The sequence below is a fragment of the Paracoccus solventivorans genome, assembly GCF_900142875.1.
GTDB lineage: Bacteria > Pseudomonadota > Alphaproteobacteria > Rhodobacterales > Rhodobacteraceae > Paracoccus > Paracoccus solventivorans.
Map to the genome: position 1 here is coordinate 157,029 of NZ_FRCK01000006.1, position 19,670 is coordinate 176,698.

Annotated in this window: 17 protein-coding genes, 1 pseudogene and 1 riboswitch; of the genes and pseudogenes, 11 read left to right on the forward strand and 7 right to left on the reverse strand. The window is 69.5% G+C overall.

The window, feature by feature from the left end; translation table 11 throughout:
• Window positions 1-230 precede the first annotated feature (230 nt).
• Window positions 231-1,700: a class I adenylate-forming enzyme family protein gene (locus tag BUB57_RS10770; protein WP_073066679.1), complete on the forward strand. Its 1,470-nt coding sequence runs from the start codon at window positions 231-233 to the stop codon at window positions 1,698-1,700.
• Between the two features lie 11 nt (window positions 1,701-1,711).
• Here the strand turns inward: BUB57_RS10770 and BUB57_RS10775 are convergent, their stop codons facing one another.
• A complete protein-coding gene (locus BUB57_RS10775) occupies window positions 1,712-2,113 on the reverse strand; it encodes a hypothetical protein (protein ID WP_143159700.1) in 402 nt (133 codons plus the stop codon).
• 157 nt (window positions 2,114-2,270) lie between these two features.
• Here BUB57_RS10775 and BUB57_RS10780 point away from each other — a divergent pair, with 157 nt between their 5' ends.
• Both BUB57_RS10780 and BUB57_RS10785 read left to right on the forward strand, forming a co-directional pair.
• On the forward strand, window positions 2,271-4,508 hold the full coding sequence (locus tag BUB57_RS10780) for an adenosylcobalamin-dependent ribonucleoside-diphosphate reductase (RefSeq protein ID WP_073066685.1): 2,238 nt from the start codon (window positions 2,271-2,273) through the stop codon (window positions 4,506-4,508).
• Window positions 4,509-4,779: 271 nt separating this feature from the next.
• The gene (locus BUB57_RS10785) at window positions 4,780-5,868 is read left to right on the forward strand and encodes a nuclease (protein ID WP_073066689.1); all 1,089 of its coding nucleotides are present in this window, start codon (window positions 4,780-4,782) and stop codon (window positions 5,866-5,868) included.
• A 100-nt stretch (window positions 5,869-5,968) separates the two neighbouring features.
• Here the strand turns inward: BUB57_RS10785 and BUB57_RS10790 are convergent, their stop codons facing one another.
• From BUB57_RS10790 to BUB57_RS10810, 5 genes and pseudogenes are all read right to left on the reverse strand, one after another.
• Window positions 5,969-6,364 carry a VOC family protein gene (locus tag BUB57_RS10790; RefSeq protein ID WP_073066693.1) on the reverse strand — a complete coding sequence of 132 codons (396 nt, stop codon included), beginning with the start codon at window positions 6,362-6,364 and terminating at the stop codon, window positions 5,969-5,971.
• Between the two features lie 199 nt (window positions 6,365-6,563).
• Window positions 6,564-6,836, reverse strand: a pseudogene (locus BUB57_RS17100) (ribbon-helix-helix domain-containing protein); the annotation flags it as partial.
• Window positions 6,837-6,916: 80 nt separating this feature from the next.
• Entirely contained in the window at window positions 6,917-7,459 is a 543-nt protein-coding gene (locus BUB57_RS10800; RefSeq protein WP_073066697.1) for a DUF488 domain-containing protein, read from the reverse strand.
• Window positions 7,459-7,668 (reverse strand): hypervirulence associated TUDOR domain-containing protein, encoded by a 210-nt coding sequence (locus tag BUB57_RS10805; protein WP_073066701.1) that lies wholly within the window; start codon window positions 7,666-7,668, stop codon window positions 7,459-7,461. The genes BUB57_RS10800 and BUB57_RS10805 overlap by 1 nt, the downstream gene beginning before the upstream one ends.
• A gap of 101 nt (window positions 7,669-7,769) precedes the next feature.
• Window positions 7,770-9,650 carry an acyl-CoA synthetase gene (locus BUB57_RS10810; RefSeq protein WP_073066704.1) on the reverse strand — a complete coding sequence of 627 codons (1,881 nt, stop codon included), beginning with the start codon at window positions 9,648-9,650 and terminating at the stop codon, window positions 7,770-7,772.
• Window positions 9,651-9,845: 195 nt separating this feature from the next.
• Between BUB57_RS10810 and BUB57_RS10815 the strand changes: the two genes are divergently transcribed.
• The 5 genes from BUB57_RS10815 to BUB57_RS10835 all read left to right on the forward strand — a co-directional run bounded on the left by BUB57_RS10815 (window position 9,846) and on the right by BUB57_RS10835 (window position 15,932).
• Window positions 9,846-10,406: a CAP domain-containing protein gene (locus tag BUB57_RS10815; protein ID WP_084732092.1), complete on the forward strand. Its 561-nt coding sequence runs from the start codon at window positions 9,846-9,848 to the stop codon at window positions 10,404-10,406.
• Window positions 10,407-10,787: 381 nt separating this feature from the next.
• A riboswitch (cobalamin riboswitch) is annotated at window positions 10,788-10,985 on the forward strand.
• A 120-nt stretch (window positions 10,986-11,105) separates the two neighbouring features.
• A complete protein-coding gene (locus BUB57_RS10820; protein WP_073066706.1) occupies window positions 11,106-12,986 on the forward strand; it encodes a TonB-dependent receptor plug domain-containing protein in 1,881 nt (626 codons plus the stop codon).
• Between the two features lie 437 nt (window positions 12,987-13,423).
• Window positions 13,424-14,176, forward strand: a complete 753-nt coding sequence (locus BUB57_RS17105) for an ABC transporter substrate-binding protein (protein WP_234952042.1) — start codon at window positions 13,424-13,426, stop codon at window positions 14,174-14,176.
• Window positions 14,173-15,153, forward strand: a complete 981-nt coding sequence (locus tag BUB57_RS10830; protein WP_073066710.1) for a FecCD family ABC transporter permease — start codon at window positions 14,173-14,175, stop codon at window positions 15,151-15,153. Before BUB57_RS17105 ends, BUB57_RS10830 begins: the two co-directional genes overlap by 4 nt.
• On the forward strand, window positions 15,150-15,932 hold the full coding sequence (locus BUB57_RS10835; protein ID WP_084732093.1) for an ABC transporter ATP-binding protein: 783 nt from the start codon (window positions 15,150-15,152) through the stop codon (window positions 15,930-15,932). Before BUB57_RS10830 ends, BUB57_RS10835 begins: the two co-directional genes overlap by 4 nt.
• On the opposite strand, the gene BUB57_RS10840 is transcribed toward BUB57_RS10835, so the two are convergent.
• On the reverse strand, window positions 15,871-16,503 hold the full coding sequence (locus BUB57_RS10840) for a DsbA family protein (RefSeq protein ID WP_073066714.1): 633 nt from the start codon (window positions 16,501-16,503) through the stop codon (window positions 15,871-15,873). The two genes, BUB57_RS10835 and BUB57_RS10840, sit on opposite strands and share 62 nt — an antisense overlap.
• Before the next feature lie 122 nt (window positions 16,504-16,625).
• Between BUB57_RS10840 and BUB57_RS10845 the strand changes: the two genes are divergently transcribed.
• From BUB57_RS10845 to BUB57_RS10855, 3 genes are all read left to right on the forward strand, one after another.
• The gene (locus tag BUB57_RS10845) at window positions 16,626-17,297 is read left to right on the forward strand and encodes a rhodanese-like domain-containing protein (RefSeq protein WP_084732094.1); all 672 of its coding nucleotides are present in this window, start codon (window positions 16,626-16,628) and stop codon (window positions 17,295-17,297) included.
• 96 nt (window positions 17,298-17,393) lie between these two features.
• Window positions 17,394-18,776, forward strand: a complete 1,383-nt coding sequence (rimO, locus tag BUB57_RS10850) for a 30S ribosomal protein S12 methylthiotransferase RimO (RefSeq protein ID WP_073066718.1) — start codon at window positions 17,394-17,396, stop codon at window positions 18,774-18,776.
• Window positions 18,773-19,642 (forward strand): sulfotransferase family protein, encoded by an 870-nt coding sequence (locus tag BUB57_RS10855; RefSeq protein WP_234952043.1) that lies wholly within the window; start codon window positions 18,773-18,775, stop codon window positions 19,640-19,642. Before rimO ends, BUB57_RS10855 begins: the two co-directional genes overlap by 4 nt.
• Window positions 19,643-19,670 lie beyond the last annotated feature (28 nt).

Below are 19,670 nucleotides of genomic sequence, written 5' to 3' on the forward strand. Positions count from 1 at the left end.
GGCGCCGCCGCGCCCGCGCTGCCGCCTGACGCGACGGCCTGCGGCAGCGCAGGCCGTTTTCCATTGCAGCCCCGCCGCAGCCGCCCTTGCCGGCCGCGCCAGCCCTCCCCTGCACCCCAAAGCCTGCCCTCCCCCGGCCTGCATTCCCGACATATGCAGGCGCGGATCAGGTGGGGGCGCCGCCCGCGGCTTCGCCCGTACCCTTCCCGTTTGATCGCATCGGTTCCGCCATGCCGCCTTTCAACCTTGCCGAACATGTCCTGAACGCGGGGCTGGCCACGCCCGACCGGCTGGCGCTGGCGGTGATCTCGCCCGCCCGCGCCGACCGCTGGTCGCACGCGCGGCTGCGCGCGGCGGTGCTGGGCGCGGCCACCGGGCTGCGCGAGCGCGGGCTACGGCCGGGCGATCGGGTGCTGCTGCGCATCGGCAACGAGCCGGCGTTTCCCGTCGCCTATCTCGCCTGCATCGCCGCGGGCATCGTGCCGGTTCCCACCTCGGCGATGCTGACCGAGGCCGAGATCACCCGCATTTCCGGCGACATCCGCCCGGCGCTGGTCGTCGCGGGCGCGGGCGTGCCCCTGCCCGCCGACGACACGCCGCGGCTGTCCGCGGCCGAGCTTGCCGCGATGGCGAGCCTGCCCCCGGCGGATTTCCAGCGCGGCGACCCCGAGCGGCTGGCCTATATCGTCTATACCTCGGGGACCTCGGGGCGGCCGCGGGCGGTGATGCATGCGCATCGGGCGATTCTGGCGCGGGCGATGATGTTCGAGGGCTGGTACGGGTTGCGCGCCAGCGACCGGCTGCTGCACGCGGGCGCCTTCAACTGGACTTTCACGCTCGGCACCGGGCTGATGGACCCCTGGACCCTTGGCGCCACCGCGCTGATTCCGGCCGAGGGCACCGCGATCGAGCAGATCCCGCTGCTCGCGCGGCGTCACGGCGCCAGCATCATCGCCGCCGCGCCCGGGGTGTTCCGCCGGATGCTGCGCGCCGACTGGGCCGCCCTGCCCGACCTGCGCCACGGGCTGGCCGCGGGCGAGCGGCTGGACCCGGAACTGCGCCGGGCGTGGCAGGCCCGCACCGGCACCGACCTGCACGAGGCGATGGGGATGTCGGAATGCTCGACCTTCCTCTCCGGCTCGCCCGCCCGTCCGGCGCCCAAGGGCTCGGCCGGCTATCCGCAGCCCGGGCGGCGGGTCGCGATCCTCTCGCCCGAGGGCCAGCCGCTGCCGGCGGGCGAAGCGGGGGTGCTGGCCGTCCACCGTTCGGACCCGGGACTGTTTCTGGGATACCTCGACCAGCCCGAGGAAACCGCAGAAAGGTTCCATGGCGAGTGGTTCCTGACCGGCGATCTTGCCGTCGCGGCCGCGGACGGGGCGATCTCGACGCTGGGCCGCGCCGACGACATGATGAACGCGGGCGGCTATCGCGTCGCCCCGGCCGAGGTCGAGGATGCGCTGGCCCCCGTCCCCGGCGCGGGCGACGTGGCGGTGACGGAATTGCCGGTGGCCAGCGGCGCCTCGATCATCGCCGCCTTCTGGACCGGCACGGCCACGGCGGACGCGATGCGCGAGGCTGCGGAAACCTCGCTCGCGCGCTACAAGCAGCCGCGCGAATACATCCGCATCGACGCCCTGCCCCGCACCCCCACCGGCAAGATCAACCGCCGCGCGCTGCGTCAGACGCACCGGCCGGGATAGGTCGCGCGGGCTCAGTCGGGAAAGCGGATCGCCTCTATCGGGTATTCGACCAGCGCCTGCAGCGGCTGGTCGCCATCCTCGGCAAAAGCGAACACGTGCAGCGCATCGTTCTGCAGCACCAGCCGGCAGAACCGCCCCTCATGCGCCAGCGCAGCCGGACATTCGGCCAGGTCCGCGTGTTCCACCGTTGCCTCGAACACCTCATAGGTCAGCGCCGTCATCGGCCGCACCCGCGGCGCCTCGTGGTGGATCGCGCCCGAGACCCCGGCCGTCTGCGGGCCGGTTTTGACCTCGCCGGGCGCCGAGGCCAGCGCGGCCCCGGCAACGACCAGGGCGGGCAGGCAGGCAAGCCGGGCCATATGGCGGGCGACACGGGCAGGTCTGGACAGATGGCGCATGGAAACCTCGTTCAAAAACATCCGCCTCTATGACCTACATAAACACTAAGATTTAGCTACGGGTAAAAATGCCGCGCACCCCGCGGACACCGGCGGATACCCGAGGACGCTTGCCCCGCGGCCCCGGGCGGTGCATGAGGGTATCCCCGCAGACAGACCACAGGACGCCCGGATGAACCGCTTCGCCGCCCCCATCGCCGAACAGATCTGGGACATGAAATACCGCCTGCGCGCCGCCGACGGCCAGCCGCTGGACGGCTCGGTCGAGGACAGCTGGCGCCGCGTCGCCCGCGACCTCGCCTCGGTCGAGGCCGATCCCGCCGCGTGGGAGCCGCGCTTCTACGCCGCGCTCGAGGATTTCCGCTTCCTGCCTGCCGGGCGGATCATGGCGGGCGCCGGCACCGGGCGCTCGGTGACGCTGTTCAACTGCTTCGTCATGGGCACCATCCCCGACAGCATGGAAGGCATCTTCCAGGCGCTGAAGGAAGCCGCGCTGACCATGCAGCAGGGCGGCGGCATCGGCTATGATTTCAGCACCATCCGCCCACGCGGGGCCGAGGTGAAGGGGGTGGCGGCGGATGCCTCGGGGCCGCTGTCCTTCATGGACGTGTGGGACGCGATGTGCCGCACCATCATGTCGGCGGGCTCGCGCCGGGGCGCGATGATGGCGACGATGCGCTGCGACCACCCCGACATCGAAAGCTTCATCGCCGCCAAGCAGGACGCCGCCAAGCTGCGCATGTTCAACCTGTCGGTGCTGGTGACCGACGCCTTCATGGCAGCCCTGAAGGCCGATGCCGACTGGCCGCTAGTGTTCGGCGGCAAGACCTATCGCACCATCCGCGCCCGCGACCTGTGGGACCGGATCATGCGCGCGACCTATGATTACGCCGAGCCGGGGGTGATCTTCATCGACCGCATCAACCAGATGAACAACCTGGGCTATGCCGAGGAAATCGCTGCCACGAACCCCTGCGGGGAACAGCCGCTACCGCCCTATGGCGCCTGCCTGCTGGGCTCGGTCAACCTGGCGCGGCTGATCCGCGATCCCTTCGGCCCCGAGGCCGGGATGGACCTTGACGCTCTGGACGAGCTGGTGGCGACCGCGGTGCGGATGATGGACAATGTGGTCGATGCCTCGCGCTTTCCGCTGCCCGAGCAGGCGGCCGAGGCGCAGGCCAAGCGCCGCATCGGGCTGGGGGTCACGGGGCTTGCGGATGCGCTGATGATGGTCGGGCTGCGCTATGGCGCCCCCGCCGCGGCCGAGGCCACAAGGCAGTGGATGCACCGCATCGCCCGCGCCGCCTATCTGGCCAGCGTCGAGCTCGCCCGCGAAAAGGGCGCCTTCCCGCTGTTCAACGCCGAGCGCTATCTGGCCTCGGGCTTCATGCAGAAGATGGACACGGATGTGCGCGAGGCCATCCGCACCCACGGCATCCGCAACGCGCTGCTGACCAGCGTGGCACCCACCGGCACCATCAGCCTTTACGCTGGCAACGTCAGCTCCGGGATCGAGCCGGTCTTTGCCCACAGCTACACCCGCAAGGTGCTGCAGAAGGACGGCACCCGCACCAAGGAAGAGGTGGTCGACTACGCCGCGCAGCTGTGGCGCGAGCGCATGGGCGCCGCGCCCTTCCCCGACTGGTTCGTCGATGCGCAGGTGCTGGACCCGCTGGACCACGTCGCCATGCAGGCGGCGGCGCAGGAATGGGTCGACAGCTCGATTTCCAAGACCATCAACTGCCCGGTGGATATTTCCTTCGAGGCGTTCAAGGACGTGTATCTGGCCGCCTGGGACCAGGGCTGCAAGGGCTGCACCACCTATCGCCCGAACGAGGTCACGGGGTCCGTGCTGTCGGTGGACAAGCCCGCCCCCGCGCCGGCCGCGCCCGAGCTGCTGGCCGAGCCGATGGACCGCCCCGTCGCCCTGGACGGCGCCACCTACAAGCTGAAGTTCCCCGGCAGCGAACACGCGATCTACATCACCGTCAACGACATCGAGGAAGCCGGGCGCCGCCGCCCGTTCGAGGTGTTCATCAACTCGAAGAACATGGAGCATTACGCCTGGACCGTGGCGCTGACCCGGATGATTTCCGCGGTGTTCCGCCGCGGCGGCGACGTCAGCTTCGTGGTCGAGGAGCTGAAGGCCGTGTTCGACCCCCGCGGCGGCGCCTGGATGGAGGGGCGCTACGTCCCCTCGATCCTCGCCGCCATCGGCGGGGTGATCGAGCGCCACATGATCGCCATCGGCTTCCTGTCCGGCGAGGGCGCGGCCCCCAAGACCGACCCGGTGGCAGGCGGCACGGCCATCGCCGCCGGCCCTTCGTGCCCGGCCTGCGGCGTGCCGGGGATGCGGATGATCGAGGGCTGCCTGACCTGCCCCAGCTGCGGCCATTCCCGCTGCGGGTGAGCGACTGCCGGGCCGCCGGTTGTCCCGGCAGCCAAAATATTTCCTTTTGCCGAACATAGTGCTTCCTTGCGCTAGGCAAAGGATTTCCACTCGCCGAAACTTGGGCATATGAGATCAGGCCGCCTTTCCGCTGGCGGTCAATCTGCGGAAAACCACTCGGGCGGCTTCGGCCACCCCATTTCTGATGCACCGCGGCAGTGTCTACCGCTTGTCCCACGGCCGCCCCAATGCGATCCATGACGCGGCAGCATCGAAAGGAGCCGATCAAGCGATGCCCATCTCACATTCCGTCTGGACGGTCTCGCAAACTCCTGAAGCCGTGCCCCAAGGCGTTCTTCCGTCTGAGCAGATGCTTGAGCAGATGATCATAGCTGAGTCGCGAATCCTGTCCGCGGAGTGGATGCTGATCGGACGACAAGTCGATACCGGCTTCGGCGGGAGGATCGACCTTCTGGCGATTGCTCCTGATGGCACACTGGTCCTAGTGGAGTTGAAGCGCGACCGGACTCCCCGTGAGGTGGTCGCTCAGGCGCTAGACTACGCCTCCTGGGTAGAAGGACTAGAGGCCTCCGACATTGTCGCGATCTACGAGCGATTCCGACCCGGCGCGAGCTTGGGAGCCGATTTCGCGACCCGCTTCGGCCAGCCTCTCGACGAAGAGACAATCAACGACAGCCATCAAATCGTTATCGTGGGCGCCGCGCTGGATGCGGCGAGCGAGAGGATCGTCAACTATCTCAACCGCCATGGCCTAGCCATCAACGTTCTCTTCTTCCAAGTCTTCAACCACGGCGACCAGCAGCTTCTCAGCCGCGCGTGGCTCATCGACCCCAGTGATGTTCAAGTGCAGTCTGTGGGCCAAAAGCAGGGGGGAGAGCGAGAACCCTGGAATGGAGAGTTTTACGTCAGCTTCGGCGAAGGCCCATCGCGAAGCTGGGAAGAAGCCCGGCGCTACGGGTTCATCTCGGCCGGGGGCGGCTCGTGGTATAGCAACTCGTTACGGATGCTGCATGAGGGCGCCCGCGTTTGGGCGGCGGTCCCGGGGAAAGGGTTTGTTGGCGTGGGGAAGGTTACCGGCCCGCGCCGAGCCGCGCGGGACTTCATGATTGATGGATCACCGGCGCTGAATGTTCTGCGGGCGAACTATCATCGGGAATTCGCCGACGACGAGGAGCGCAGCGAATATTTCGTCCCAGTAGAATGGCTGGCGACACGGGACACGAATCGAGCCGTCTGGGACGTTGGCATGTTCGCGAACCAGAACTCCGTCTGTAAGCCGGTTACCCCGAAGTGGCGATCAACCGTCGAGAAGCTTCTGCCCGTATTCATACCCAGCGGCCCTGAAGGCGGTAAGCAGTAGGCCGAATAGCTAGAAGGTCTTAATGGCCGACGGCCGGCGACGCTGGACTGCGGCCGGGAGGTTGCGGATCGGTGAAGACCTGCTCGAGGGCGCGGGGCCGCTACAGGTAGCGGCCGCCGCGGCGCAGGACCTCGATCTCGTAGCCGTCGGGGTCCTGGATGAAGAAGAACCGGGCCAGCACCGTGCCGCCCGGGGCGAAATCGACCAGCTTGCGGGGGTTGAGCCCCAGCGCGGTCAGCCGCGCGTGTTCGGCGTCCACGTCCTCGACCGAGACCGCCAGATGCCCGTAGCCGTTGCCCAGATCATAGGGCTCGTCGCGGCCCTTGTTGATGGTCAGCTCCAGCTCGAAGCCGGTTTCGGCGTTCGATAGATACACAAGGGTGAAACTGTCGAAATCCAGCCGCTCGGCGACCTTGAGGCCGAAGGCCGCGTCGTAGAACGCGACCGAGCGCGCCTCGTCCAGCACCCGGATCATCGAGTGAATCATCTTGGCCATGCCGGCATCCTTCCCATCGTCCCTTCCCCCGGACTGTGGGACGGGTTCGGCGCCGGCGGGTAGCATCATCCTACGACGCGGCGATTTCCATCGCGGCGTCCTGCGGGCCGGTTGGCGGGGCCGTCTGCGGACCGGGCCGGGCCCCGGGCTGAGGGGCTGGCGCAATCCCCGCCACCCGCCGGGCCGCGTCGCGCATCCGGGCGCCGCCGCTGCCCTGCAATTCCAGCTGCACCAGACAGGCGCAGCGCAGAAGCGAGGTGAAGTTCGCCGGCTCTCCGCCCTGTTCCAGCACCTCGGACTGCAGCGCCGACAGGAACCCGGGCGTGGTCCGCCCCTCTTCGGCCGCGATCCGGTCGAGGATGTCCCAGAACGCCCGCTCCAGCCGGATCGAGGTGCTTTGCCCGTTCAACCGCAGCTTGCGCGTCACCGGCTGGTAACGGCGCGGATCCTGCCGCGCAAAGATTTCGCACATGGCATCGTTCCCCCACGACTCGGGGCCAGAGTAGCACGCCGCACGGCTCTGGCCACCGGGCGGGGCCGGTTTTTGTGTCGTCAACGGCCCGGCCGCCGCGGATAGACCACCTTGCCGTCCGGGGTACGCTCGGCCCCGGGGGTGGGCGAGGCCGGGGTGATCTGCCCGAGGTCCATCAGGTGGTCGACCGGATGGCCGTTCAGCAGCAGGTGGTCGGTGATGATGCGGCGGTGGCAGCGCCACCACACCGCCTCGGAACACATCAGCGCCAGCCGGCGGTCGCGGCCCAGCCGCAGGACGTGGTCCAGCGCCTCGGCAAAGCGGCCGCCCAGCGCGTAATCGGCATAGTTGTGGAAGCTGCGCAGCCGCCACATCGCGTTCAGATCCTCGGGCACCCCGGGTTGCAGGGCGCGGCGTCCGCCCAGCGCCGGACAGTGCAGATAGGCGATCTGCAGCTCGGCCAGCGCCTCGGGCAGGTGGTCGATGTTGAACTGCGGATTGGCGCGCGAGCGGGGAAAGCTGCGCACGTCGACCACCATCGCCACCCCGGCCTCGCGCAGCATCCGGGTGAAATCGTCCAGGCTGCGGTTGGAATGGCCGATGGTGGTGAACTGCGCCACCATCAGCCGATCCTGGTCAGCGCGCCCCCCTTGTGGGCGGCGATATGGTCGGTCTTGTCGCTTTTGATTTCGTATTGCGGGTCGTCGCGCGAGGCCCGGCGGCGGTGACCCTTGTAGTCGAAATCCTGGTAATGGACCTTGACGATCCGGCCGGACACGCGCCCGGCCTCGGAGTTCCAACTGACGTGATCGCCGACGGAAAATTCTGCCATGTCACCCTCCACCAAGGGCTCAATGCCGGCCCGCGGCCGGGGTTCCGTGCGGGGTTCCGTTCAGGCCCGGTTCGTCGGCCCCGGCTCTTCACGCCAGGTCTTCAGGCCCAGTCCCAGGGCACGGTGTAGGTGTCCAGCTTGGCGCGCACCGCGGCCTCGTCGGTGCCGGGGCCGCGGGCGATGCGGGCGGTCAGGCCGCGCTTGCGGTCCTCGACCACCTCGGCGACGCTGGCGCCGGTGTTGCGCAGCGCGTGGTCCAGCACCCGGGCGATGGCCAGCCGCCGCAGCGCCGGCTTGAACACCTTGCCCACCGCGGTGACCGGCAGCTCGGGCAGGATCTCGATATGCTTGGGGATGGCGGCGCGTTCGTGGATATGCTCGCGCGCATGGGCGGCCAGCGCCTCGACAGTGACCTCGGCCCCCTCACGCAGCTGCACATAGACGCAGGGCAGCTCGCCCGCAAAGGAATCGGGCTGGCCGATGGCGGCGGCGCCCACCAGATCGGGGTGAGACAGCATCCCCTCTTCGATCTCGGCGGGGTCGATGTTGTGGCCGCCGCGGATGATCAGGTCCTTGGCGCGGCCGGTGATCCACAGATAGCCGTCGGCGTCGATCCGGCCCAGGTCGCCGGTGCGCAGGAACCGCCCCTCGGCGAACAGGTCGCGGTTCTTGTCGATCTCGGTATAGGTCGAGCCTTCGTAGACGCCCGGGTTGGCCACGCAGATCTCGCCGATCTCGTCGGTGGCGCAGTCCTGATAGTCGCCGTTCACCCGGCGCAGGATGCGCACGGTGGTATAGGGCAGCGGGATCCCGACAGAACCCACCTTCTTCAGCCCGTCCACCGGGTTGCAGCTGACCAGGCAGGTGACCTCGGTCAGGCCGTAGCCCTCGGCGATCTCGACCCCGGTGGCGGCCTTGAAGCGGTTGTAAAGCTCGACCGGCAGCGCGGCCGAGCCCGAAATCGCCGTGCGCAGGCTGGAGACGTCGGCATCGACCTTGCGCTGCATCAGCGCGGCGATGGCGGTGGGCACGGTGATCAGGAAAGTGGCGTGCCAGCGCTCGATCAGCTTCCAGAAATTGCCGATCACGCCGTCGCCGCGATAGCCGGCCGGGGTCGGCATCACCATCTGCGCGCCGGACTGGATGCAGGACATCAGCACCGGATAGGCGGCAAAGACGTGGAACAGCGGCAGCGGGCACATCAGCACGTCGGTTTCGTCGAACAGCAGCTCGCCGCCCAGAAAGCCGTTGTAGATCATGCCGGAATATTTGTGCTGCGCGATCTTGGGCATCCCGGTGGTGCCGCCGGTGTGGAAATAGGCGGCGATGCGGTCCTCGGCCGGGTCGTCGAAGGTCAGCCGGTCATGGGGCTGGGCCGAGACCGCGGCCTCGAAGTTCAGCACCCTGGCCTTGTGGCGCGCCTTGACGCGCGGGCGCAGCAGCCCCACCAGCAGCCGCTTGACCCCGCTCAGATAGCGCGCGAGATCGACCTCGAGCACGGTCTGCACGCAGGGCGCCATTTCCAGCGCCGCCGCGGCCTTTTGCGCGACATCGGTCTTGGGCATGGATTTCAGCGTCACCAGCACCTTGGCGTTGCTTTCGCGCAGGATGCTGGCGATCTGCTCGGGCTCGAGCAGCGGGTTGATCGGGTTGACGATCCCCGCGGTCGCCCCGGCCAGCAGCACGGTCGGCGTTTCCAGGCAGTTGGGCAGCAGATAGGCGACCGTGTCCCCCGGCCCCACCCCCAGCGACCTGAACAGGTTCGCGGCTTCGGTGACGCGCTCGTGGAACTCGGTCCAGTTCAGCTCGCATTTGCGGCTTTTCGGGTCCGAGAGCAGCTGGAACCCCAGCGCCGGGCGCTGCGGGTGCAGCGCGCGGGTGCGGCTGAGGAACGCATAGATCGTCTTTGGCAAGGGCCGCTCGGCATAGGGCCTCTCGGCCTCGATACGGTCCCGATCGGCAATGCTGGCAAAGCGCGACATCCGTTTCCCCCCTTGTTGGCGCATTCCCGAAAGGATGCGCCGAGTTCTGCCCGTTGGGCAAGTTATCCAAGGCGGAAGACCGCCGGAACGCGGCGTCAACCAGCGGGGTGTTAACAAGTTTAATTACTTGAAGCTTGTCAGGGCGCCACTCCTTCTGGTTGTTCTTTACGGAAGTGGCTGCGGACAAAGACCGACATGGACAAGCTGATTTCGCTGATCGTCGCAGGGGTGATGATCGCGCTTCCCGCGGTGATGCAGGCGGAACCGGCAATCCCGCGCCCGGCCTGGATCCGGCAGGTGTCGGGTGACATCCTGGTGCAGGCCGCCGCCCCCGGGCAGGCGCAGTGCTTCGCCACCGCCGCCGCCGAAAACAAGGCCGCCGCACAGGTGACCAGCGCCCGCCGCGCCGCCGCCGGGCTGCGGCCGCTGCGCCCCAACCCCAAGCTGGCCGAGGCCGCGGCCCGCCACGCCTGCGACATGGCGATGCGCGGAAAGATGGCGCATCGCGGCTCTGCCAGCAAGGGCCCGTCGCAGCGGGTCAAGGGGGTGGGCTACAAGCCCGCCATCACCGCCGAGAACATCGCCGCCGGGCCCTTCAGCCTGGAACAGGTGCTGCACGCCTGGAACGGCTCGGACGGGCATCTTCGCAACATCATGCTGCCGCAGGCGACGGATTTCGGCATCGGCCGCGCGGTTGCGGCCGATGGCCGCACCATGTTCTGGGCCGCGATCTACGCCGCCCCCCGCGGCCGCTGAGGGTCCCTGGGCCTGCGGCGAGGGGCTGATTCCCGCCTTGGCTCGCAGCGCGCCCTGGGTCGCTGCGCGGCCATACGTCATCATGTTGCACCTGCTCAGGGGATTTCAGACTGGCCGCGTCCTGCCACACGCGCGCATCCCTGTGCCGCCGGGGCCGCACTGTTTCTTTCTCGTCCCACCCGCCGCTCGCCTTCCAAGCGGCCTCGCACCCGATCCCGCCGCGCGGATACATCCGCCTCCGATGTCTGGCCGGTTGGGCTGCTTCCCCCGCCCCCTCTCGCGCTCGCGCCTGCTCGCCACGCACCATTCGTCCGCCGCCGTGGGTCGGGGCCGCTCTGCCCCCTCCGCGTCGCGGGTCATTGACGCAAGCCTGGCTTCCGGCCTATCTGCGGCTGTCCAAGTTCCGGCCTCGCCGGATTGAAAGGGAATACGGACGGCCCCCGGGCCGAAACCGTAGCTGCCCCCGCAACTGTGCGCGGAGAGCGGCGCCGAACTGAGCCACTGGGGCCGCAGCCCCGGGAAGGCCGGCGCCCGCCTTGACCCGCAAGCCAGGAGACCTGCTTGGACATCACCCTTTCGATGGTGCGGGGCGCGCCAGCGAAGCGGCCAGCCGCAGCGGTGAACCAGCACTGTCTGCGGGGCTTCCCCCGGACCGATTCCAATCCGCGGCCGCCACCGCCGCCCGACCCGGGGACCGCCATGTCCGAACCCTTCCGCCGCCTTGGCCTGACCGCCGCACCGCTGGCGCTTGCGCTGGCCACCACCGCCCCCGCGCGGGCGCAAGAGCCGATCCTGCTGGACCCGATCATCCTGTCGGGGGGATTTTCGCCGGTGTCCGCCGCCGCCTATGGCCGCGCCGCCACCGTGCTGACCGCCGAAGAGATGCAGCAGCGGGGCGTCGCCTCGGTGCAGGATGCGCTGCGCGGGCTGCCGGGGGTGTCGGTCAGCAGCACCGGCGCCTCCAGCACCGCGGTGCGCATCCGCGGCGGCGAATCGCGGCACACGCTGATCCTGATCGACGGGGTGAACGCCGGCGCCGGCGACCAGCCCTATCCGCTTGGCGGGCTGGACCTGGCCGATGTCGAGCGCATCGAGGTGCTGCGCGGGCCGCAGTCGGTCTATTACGGCTCGGACGCCGCGACCGGGGTGGTCAACATCATCACCCGCAAGGCCGAGCGCAGCGGCGGCTATGCTCGCGCCGAGGTGGGCCACGGCGGCGCGCTGGCCTTTGGCCACGCCGTGGTCACCGACCGCTGGCGGCTGCAGGCGGATCTGGGTTATCGCGACGATAACGGCTATGACCACTCGGTCGCCGGCAATGGCGACAAGGACGGCATCCGCCGCGCCACCCTGGGGTTTTCCGGCGAATGGACCGCCAGCGAGGACCTGCGGCTGGGGTTTTCCAGCCGGCACTCGGAAGAGCGGTATTGGTATGACGCGACGAACCCCGCCCCAACCTCGGCGGAAGACTATCTAGAGGACGCATCGCATTGGGCCGATCGCGATGAACGCATCAACCTGCTGTGGGGCGAGTGGTCCACATTGGACGGCCGGCTGACCCATCGCCTGTCATGGCAGGATACGGTGAACGAGATCACCACCCACGACGACAACCCCAGCGAAAGCAAGCTGCGCCGCCGGGCGTGGAAATACCGCGCCACCTACGGGCTGGACGGGGCAGCGGCCAGCGCCGACCAGACGCTGGCCCTGTCGCTTGAACGCATTACCGACCGCACCTCTGGCGAGGCGGACCGTCGCTGGGATACCGACGCCGTGGCGCTGGAATATCGCGGCGCCTATGCCAACGGGCTGGACGTACAGTTCGGGGTTCGCCACGACGACAACTCGCGCTTCCAGTCGAAAACCACCTGGAACGCAGGGGTGTCGTGGCGGGTCGAGGGAACGCCGTGGCGGCTGCACGCCTCGGCCGGGACCGGGCTGTCCAACCCGCAATACTACCAGATCATCGGCGGGTTCGGCAGCATCGGCAACCCGGACCTGAAGCCCGAGGAAAGCCGCAGCGTCGATCTGGGCGTCGAATACACCCTGCCCGACGGGCGCGGCACGCTGGACCTGACCTGGTTCCGCGAGCGGCTGGAGGACGAGATCGAGTGGAGCGGGGTCGCCTTCCCCGACGGCACCAACTATCGCAACCAGTCCGGCACCAGCCGCCGCGAAGGGATCGAGGTCGCCTATCGCCACGACATCACCGACAGCCTGACCATCGGCGCCGCCTATACCTATCTCGATGCCACCGACCCGGACGGCTCGGTCGAGGTGCGTCGGCCGCGGCACGAGCTGGCGCTGAATGCTTCGCTGCAGACCTTTGGCGGGCGCGGCTGGATTGCAGCCGACCTGCGCCATGTGCGCGATCTGGCCGATACGCAGTTCTGGGGGACATACGAAACCACCAACCTGCCCGACTTCACCACCGTCAACCTCGCCGCCAGCTACGAACTGACCGACAGCGCCCGGCTGACCGGGCGGGTCACCAACCTGTTCGACAAGGCATATTCCGAGACCTGGGGCTATGCCGCCCCCGGCCGCGCGGCGTGGGTCGGGGTGGAAACCCGGTGGTAGCAATGCGCGCCATGGCGGGCAGCGGGGTGATGCGGGCGGCCGCGCTTGTCGCGGTGCTGTCGCTGCCTGCGCCCGCCGTGGGCGCAATCGCGGGGGGCACACCGGCCACGATAGCGGGGGCCGCCCCCGACGCTCCGGCAGCCCCTGCCCCCAAGGGGCAATCCGGCCGCGCCCTCCCGTCGGCCGGAGTTGTCGAATCCACAACCGGCGCGAAAACACCTGCCACGGCGGCCGCCCCCCACTCGACTCCCGGGCGCGGAACTCGGTCCGGCAGCAATCCCGCCGCATCCCCACTGGCGGCAGCGGCCGCAGCGGAGCCATCCTCGGCCGGTATTTCTCGCGGCGGCCGGTCCCCGGGCGGCTCGGCCCCCGTTGCGGTCATCCCCTCCTCCACGACGCCGGCCAAGGCACCTGCCCCCACCCCGCCCCGCCGCGTGGTGTCGGTCAATCTCTGCACCGACCAGATCGCCATGGCGCTGGCGGCGCCGGGGCAGCTGGTCTCGGTCTCGCATCTGGCGCGAGAGCCGCAGTCCTCGGCGATGGTGGCCGAGGCGCAGCGGTTCCCCGTCAACCACGGCCGCGCGGAAGAGGTGTATCTGCTCGCCCCCGATCTGGTGCTGGCGGGCGGGTATGGCGGGGCCTCGGTCGCGCTGCTGCACCGGCTGGGGGTGCCGGTGGTCGAGGTGCCGCCGCCCAATTCGCTGGAAGACGCCCGCGCGGCCATCGCGCAGGTCGGCGCCGCGCTGGGGCGCGAGGCCGAGGCGGCGGCGATGCTGGCAGATTTCGACGCGAGGCTGGCGGCGCTCTCCATCCCCACGGGCGGCGACAGGCCGCTGGCCGCGACCTGGGGACCGAACGGCTATTCCTCGGGCGGGGCGACGCTGGCCGGGGATGTGCTGCGGGCGGCGGGGTTTGCGCTGCTGGCCGACCGGCTGGGGATGCAGGGGTCGGGGTATATCACCCTTGAAGCGCTGGTGATGGCGGACCCGGCGCTGATCGTGACCGGCACCCCCTATCCCGGTGCCTCGCGCGCCGAGGAAATCGTTACCCACCCGGCGCTGTCCAGCCTGTCGGGGCGGATCGTGCATGTCCCGGACCCGCTGTGGACCTGCCCGACGCCGCGGCTGCTGGACGCGCTGGCGCTGCTGGCGGCCGAGGCGCGGATTGCCGCCGCGAGGCCCGCACCATGAAGCGCGCGCCCCTGCTGCTGTTCCTGGCCGCGATGGTGGCGGTGCTGGCGCTGGCCTCGCTGCTGATCGGGCCGGCGGGGGCGGGGCCGGTGGCCTCACTCAAGGCGCTGTGGGGCGGCGAGGGGCCGCTGGGGATCGTCTTGCGCGAGATCCGGGCGCCGCGGGCGGTGCTGGGGGTGATGCTGGGCGTCAGCCTCGGCCTGTCCGGCGCGGCCTTGCAGGGGTATCTGCGCAACCCGCTGGCCGAGCCGGGGCTGATCGGCATTTCCGCCGCCGCAGCACTTGGGGCGGTGATCGCCATCCAGGCCGGCGTGTCCACGCTGGGGCTGGGGGTGCCGGCGGCGGGGCTGGCGGGGGCGCTGGGGGGCGTCGGGCTGATCCTGCTGCTGGCCGGGCGCGGCGGCTCGGGCCTCGGGCTGATCCTCGGCGGCATTGCGGTCTCGGCACTGGCCGGGGCGCTGACCGCGCTGGTGCTGAACCTGTCGCCGAACCCGTTTGCTGCCTATGACATCATGTTCTGGACCATGGGCTCGCTGGCCGACCGCAGCTGGGGACATGTGCTGACCGCGCTGCCGCTGATGGGCTTGGGCTGGGCGGTGCTGCTGCGCACCGGGCGCGATCTGGACGCGCTGTCGCTGGGCGAGGAGGCCGCAGCCTCGATGGGCGTCGATCTGGCGGCGCTGCGGCTCAAGGTGGTGCTGGGCGCGGCCGCCGCGGTGGGGGCGGCGACGGCGGTGGCGGGCGCGGTCGGGTTCGTTGGGCTGGTGGTGCCGCATCTGCTGCGCGGCGCGGTGGGGGCGATGCCCTCGCGACTGCTGCCGGCGGCGGCGCTGGGGGGCGCGGCGCTGGTGCTGACCGCCGACATCGCGGTGCGGCTGATCATGCCGGAACGCGATCTCAAGCTGGGGGTGATGATGGCGCTGGTCGGCGCGCCGGTGTTCCTGCATCTGATCTGGCGCACGCAGGTGGGAAAATGAGCCTGAGCCTGCGCGATCTGACCGTGCGCCGCGGCGGGCGCGTCGTGGTGGACCGGGTCAGCCTGGAGGTGGCGCCGGGCAGTTTCGTCGGGCTAATCGGCCCGAATGGCGCCGGCAAGACCACCTTGATGCGCGCGGCGCTGGGGCTGATCGCGGCCGAGGGGGTTTCCGACCTTGCCGCCCTGCCCCCCGCCCGCCGCGCCCGCCACGCCGCCTGGCTGCCGCAGGCGCGAGAGATCGCCTGGCCGATCCCGGTCGAGCCGCTGGTGCGGCTGGGCCGGCGCACCGATCCCGACCGCCGCGCCGACGGCCCCGCCGTGGCCGAGGCGATGGCGGCGATGGAGGTCACCCATCTGCGCGACCGCCCCGCGACGGAACTGTCGGGCGGAGAGCTGGCGCGGGTGCTGATCGCCCGGCTGCTGGCGCAGCGCACGCCGCTGATCCTGGCGGATGAGCCGGTGGCGGGGCTCGACCCCGCGCATCAGTTCGCGGTGATGGCGCTGTTTTCACGGCTTGCGGCCGAGGGGCGCACCGTCATCGCCTCGATCCACGACCTGACACTGGCGGCGCGGTTCTGCGAAAGGCTGGTACTGATGGGCGCGGGCGGGCGCATCGTGGCGGACGGGCCGCCGGCGCAGGTGCTGACGGCCGAGCGGTTGCAGCAGGTGTTCGGCGTGGGCGGCAGCTTCCTGCCCACCCCAGCCGGGCCGGTGTTCGTCACCCTGCCGCCACCCCCATCATCGCCCGCGCCCGCGCCACCAGATCCTGCAGATCCTTGAGGCTCTGGTCCCCGAACACCCCTTCGTCCCCGGCGATCAGCGTGGGGGTGCCGATCAGGCTCATGTGATCGGCCAGCATGAACGAGCGCGCGATATGGTCGCTGACCCGGTCGGAATCCATGTCGCGGCGCAGCTTGGCCTCGTCCAGCCCCAGCTTGCGCACCACCCGCATCACCGAGGGTTCGGCCGCACGGTCGCGCAGCGCCATCAGCCCGGCATGGGTCTGCCAGTATTTCCCCTGGTCCAGCGCGGCCAGCGCCGCCCGCGCCGCGAACTCGGAATCCGCGCCGAACACCGGCCATTCCCGGAACACCACCCGCAGCTGCGGGTCGGAGGAGATCAGCTGCTGCATCTTGGGCAGGATCTTCTTGCAGAACGGGCAGTTGTAATCGAAGAACTCGACCAGCGTGATGTTGCCCGCAGGATTGCCCAGCACGATGCCGTTCTTGTCCCGCTCGAGCGCGGTGCGCAGTTCGTCGGGCATCGGGTTGGGGCGGGCCTGGGTCTGCGCAAGCACCGGCGTCGCGGCAACCGCGGCAATCAGGGCAAGGGTCTGGCGGCGCGTGGTCATGGCAGTTCCTTTGGTCAACAATGCGTCTTGATCACGCTAGGGATCGCGGCAAGGATAGTGAAATCACGATATGTCCAGTGCGCATCTTGCCGCAGGACATGCATCCCGGGAGGAAGGAAGCCATGTTCAGACCCCTGACCGTTCTGTCCGCTGCCACCGTCGCCACCACCGCGCTGCTGCTGGCGGGCGCCGCGGCCGCGCAGGACAGCGCCCCCGCCGAAAGCCCGGCCGAAGCCGCTGCCGAGACCCCGGCGCTGCGCGTCGGCATTACCAAGGACATGGCGCAGGCCAGCTATACCACCCCCGAGGGCGAGTTCACCGTCCAGCGCGACCAGACCGAGGGCGCGAGGCTGGAAGGGGACTGGGCGCTGACCGGGCCGGACTGCCCGCCCTTCTGCATCCAGCCGATGACCCCGGCCGAGGGCGTCACCACCATCGGCGAGCTGGAGCTGATCGAGGCGATGCAGGAAGGCGACACCATCCTGGTCGACGGCCGCACCCCCGACTGGTTCGCCGGCGGCACCATCCCCGGCGCCATCAACATCCCCTATACCGAGTCGATCGAGCGGCTGGCGGAACTGGGCTGCGAGCCCGATTTCGACGGCGAGTTCGACTGCACCAACGCCAGCAAGGTCATCATGTTCTGCAACGGCACCTGGTGCGGCCAGTCCCCCACCGCCATCCGCGAGATGATCTCGGCCGGCTACCCGGCCGAGCGGATCAGCTATTACCGCGGCGGGATGCTGGACTGGCGGCTGCTGGGCTTCAACGTGCGGGGCGGCGACGCCGAATAGGCGCCCGCTGGCGACGGCCCCGGACGGGGGGCGCCGCCTTTCCCGGCCCGAATCTGGCGCTTTGCGTTCGCCAATGGCTTCGCTATATGCGCGGGGATGAGCCAGAACCCGCCCCTGCTGCGTCCCGATCTTGCCCGCGCCACCGTGGCACGCGACATCGCCCGCCCCGGCCAGCCGACCATCGGCATGGTCTCGCTTGGCTGTCCCAAGGCGCTGGTCGACAGCGAGCGTATCCTGACCCGGCTGCGGGCCGAGGGCTATGCGATTTCCCCCGAATACCGCGGCGCCGATGCGGTGATCGTGAACACCTGCGGCTTTCTGGACAGCGCCAAGGCCGAAAGCCTGGACGCCATCGGCGAGGCGCTGACCGAAAACGGCCGGGTGATCGTGACCGGCTGCCTTGGCGCCGAACCCGAATATATCACCGGCGCGCACCCCAAGGTGCTGGCGGTGACGGGGCCGCATCAATACGAACAGGTGCTGGATGCGGTTCACGCCGCGGTGCCGCCCGCGCCGGACCCGTTCATCGACCTGCTGCCCGCGTCCGAGGTGCGGCTGACGCCCCGGCATTACGCCTATCTGAAGATTTCCGAGGGCTGCAATCACCACTGCCGCTTCTGCATCATCCCCGACATGCGCGGCCGGCTGGTCAGCCGCCCCGCCCATGCGGTGCTGCGCGAGGCCGAAAGACTGGTCGCCGGCGGGGTGCGGGAACTGCTGGTGATCTCGCAGGATACCTCGGCTTACGGCGTGGACCTGCGCCACGCCACCGACCGCGACCACCGCGCCCATATCACCGACCTTTCCCGCGATCTGGGGGGCCTGGGGGCTTGGGTGCGGCTGCATTACGTCTATCCCTATCCGCATGTGCGCGATCTGGTGCCGCTGATGGCAGACACGGTGGCGCAAGGCGCGGGGGTGCTGCCTTACCTCGACATCCCCTTCCAGCACGCGCACCCGGATGTGCTGAAACGCATGGCCCGCCCGGCCGCCAGCGCCCGCACGCTGGACGAGATTGCGGCCTGGCGCGCCGCCTGCCCGGGGATCACCCTGCGTTCCACCTTCATCGTCGGCTACCCGGGCGAGACCGAGGCCGAGTTCCAGTATCTGCTGGACTGGATGGACCAGGCGCAGCTGGATCGCGTTGGCTGCTTCCAGTATGAAAACGTCCGCGGCGCCCGCGCCAACGACCTGCCCGACCATGTGCCGGATGCGGTGAAGCAGGACCGCTGGAACCGCTTCATGGAAAAGGCGCAGGCGATCTCGGCGGCCAAGCTTGCCGCCAAGGTCGGCACCCGCCAGCAGGTGATCGTGGACAGCGTGGACGCGGACGGCGCCACCTGCCGCACCATGGCCGACGCCCCGGAAATCGACGGCAATCTGTTCATCGACGAGGGGTTCGAGGCGCTGACCCCCGGCGACATCGTGACCGTGACCGTGGACGAGGCCAGCGAATACGACCTGTGGGGCACGCAGTGACCGCACTGCCGAAATGGGACCCGGAGGGCCGCCCGAAAAAACCGCTGATCGTCGGCATCGGCGCGCAGAAGGCCGGGACGACATGGCTGTCCCAGATGCTGTCCCAGCACCCGCAGCTGTGGATCCCGCCCTTCAAGGAAGTGCAGTTCTTCAACCACCGCTTCGTCCCCGAACACCGGCAATGGCTGCCCTGGCATTTCCGCCGCGCCCGGCAGAACCAGGAAAAGCGCTATGCCGCGCGCGGCCTGCCGTTCCCGGCGGAACTCGACGCCTGGCTGGACCGGATCACCCGGGGCGAGATGTTCACCAACCACTGGTACAAGCAGGTCTTCGCCCCCGCCCCCGAGGGCACGCAGCCCTGTGACATCACCCCGGAATATTCCACCCTGCCGGACGCGGGGGTGGAGTTCGTGGCCGAGTTCCTGCCGCGCGCCAGGTTCATCTATATCATCCGCCATCCGGTCGACCGCGCGGTCAGCCAGCTGAAGATGAACCTGACCCGCAAGAACCGCAAACCCCGCGGGGTCGACGCCTGGCTGGCCGAGATCGAGGACCCGGTGCTCTACGACCGCGGCGATTACGCCACCTATGTGCCGCGCTGGACCTCGCGCTTCGGCCCTGATCGGCTGCTGATCCTGCCCTTCGGCGCCATCGCCGCCAACCCCGGCGCCCTGATGCGCCGGGTGGAGGCGCATTGCGGGCTGGAACCGCACAGCTACCAGAACCTCGCCGCCAAGGTGTTCCCCGGCAACGCCGAACTCAGCGTCCCGGCCGAGGCGCGCGCGGTGCTGCGCGAGCGGCTGCAGCCGCAATTCGCCTTTATCGAGGCGACCTTCGGCAAGGATTTCGCCGCGCAGATCCGCTAGGCTCTCGCGCCCGCCTTCACACCCACGC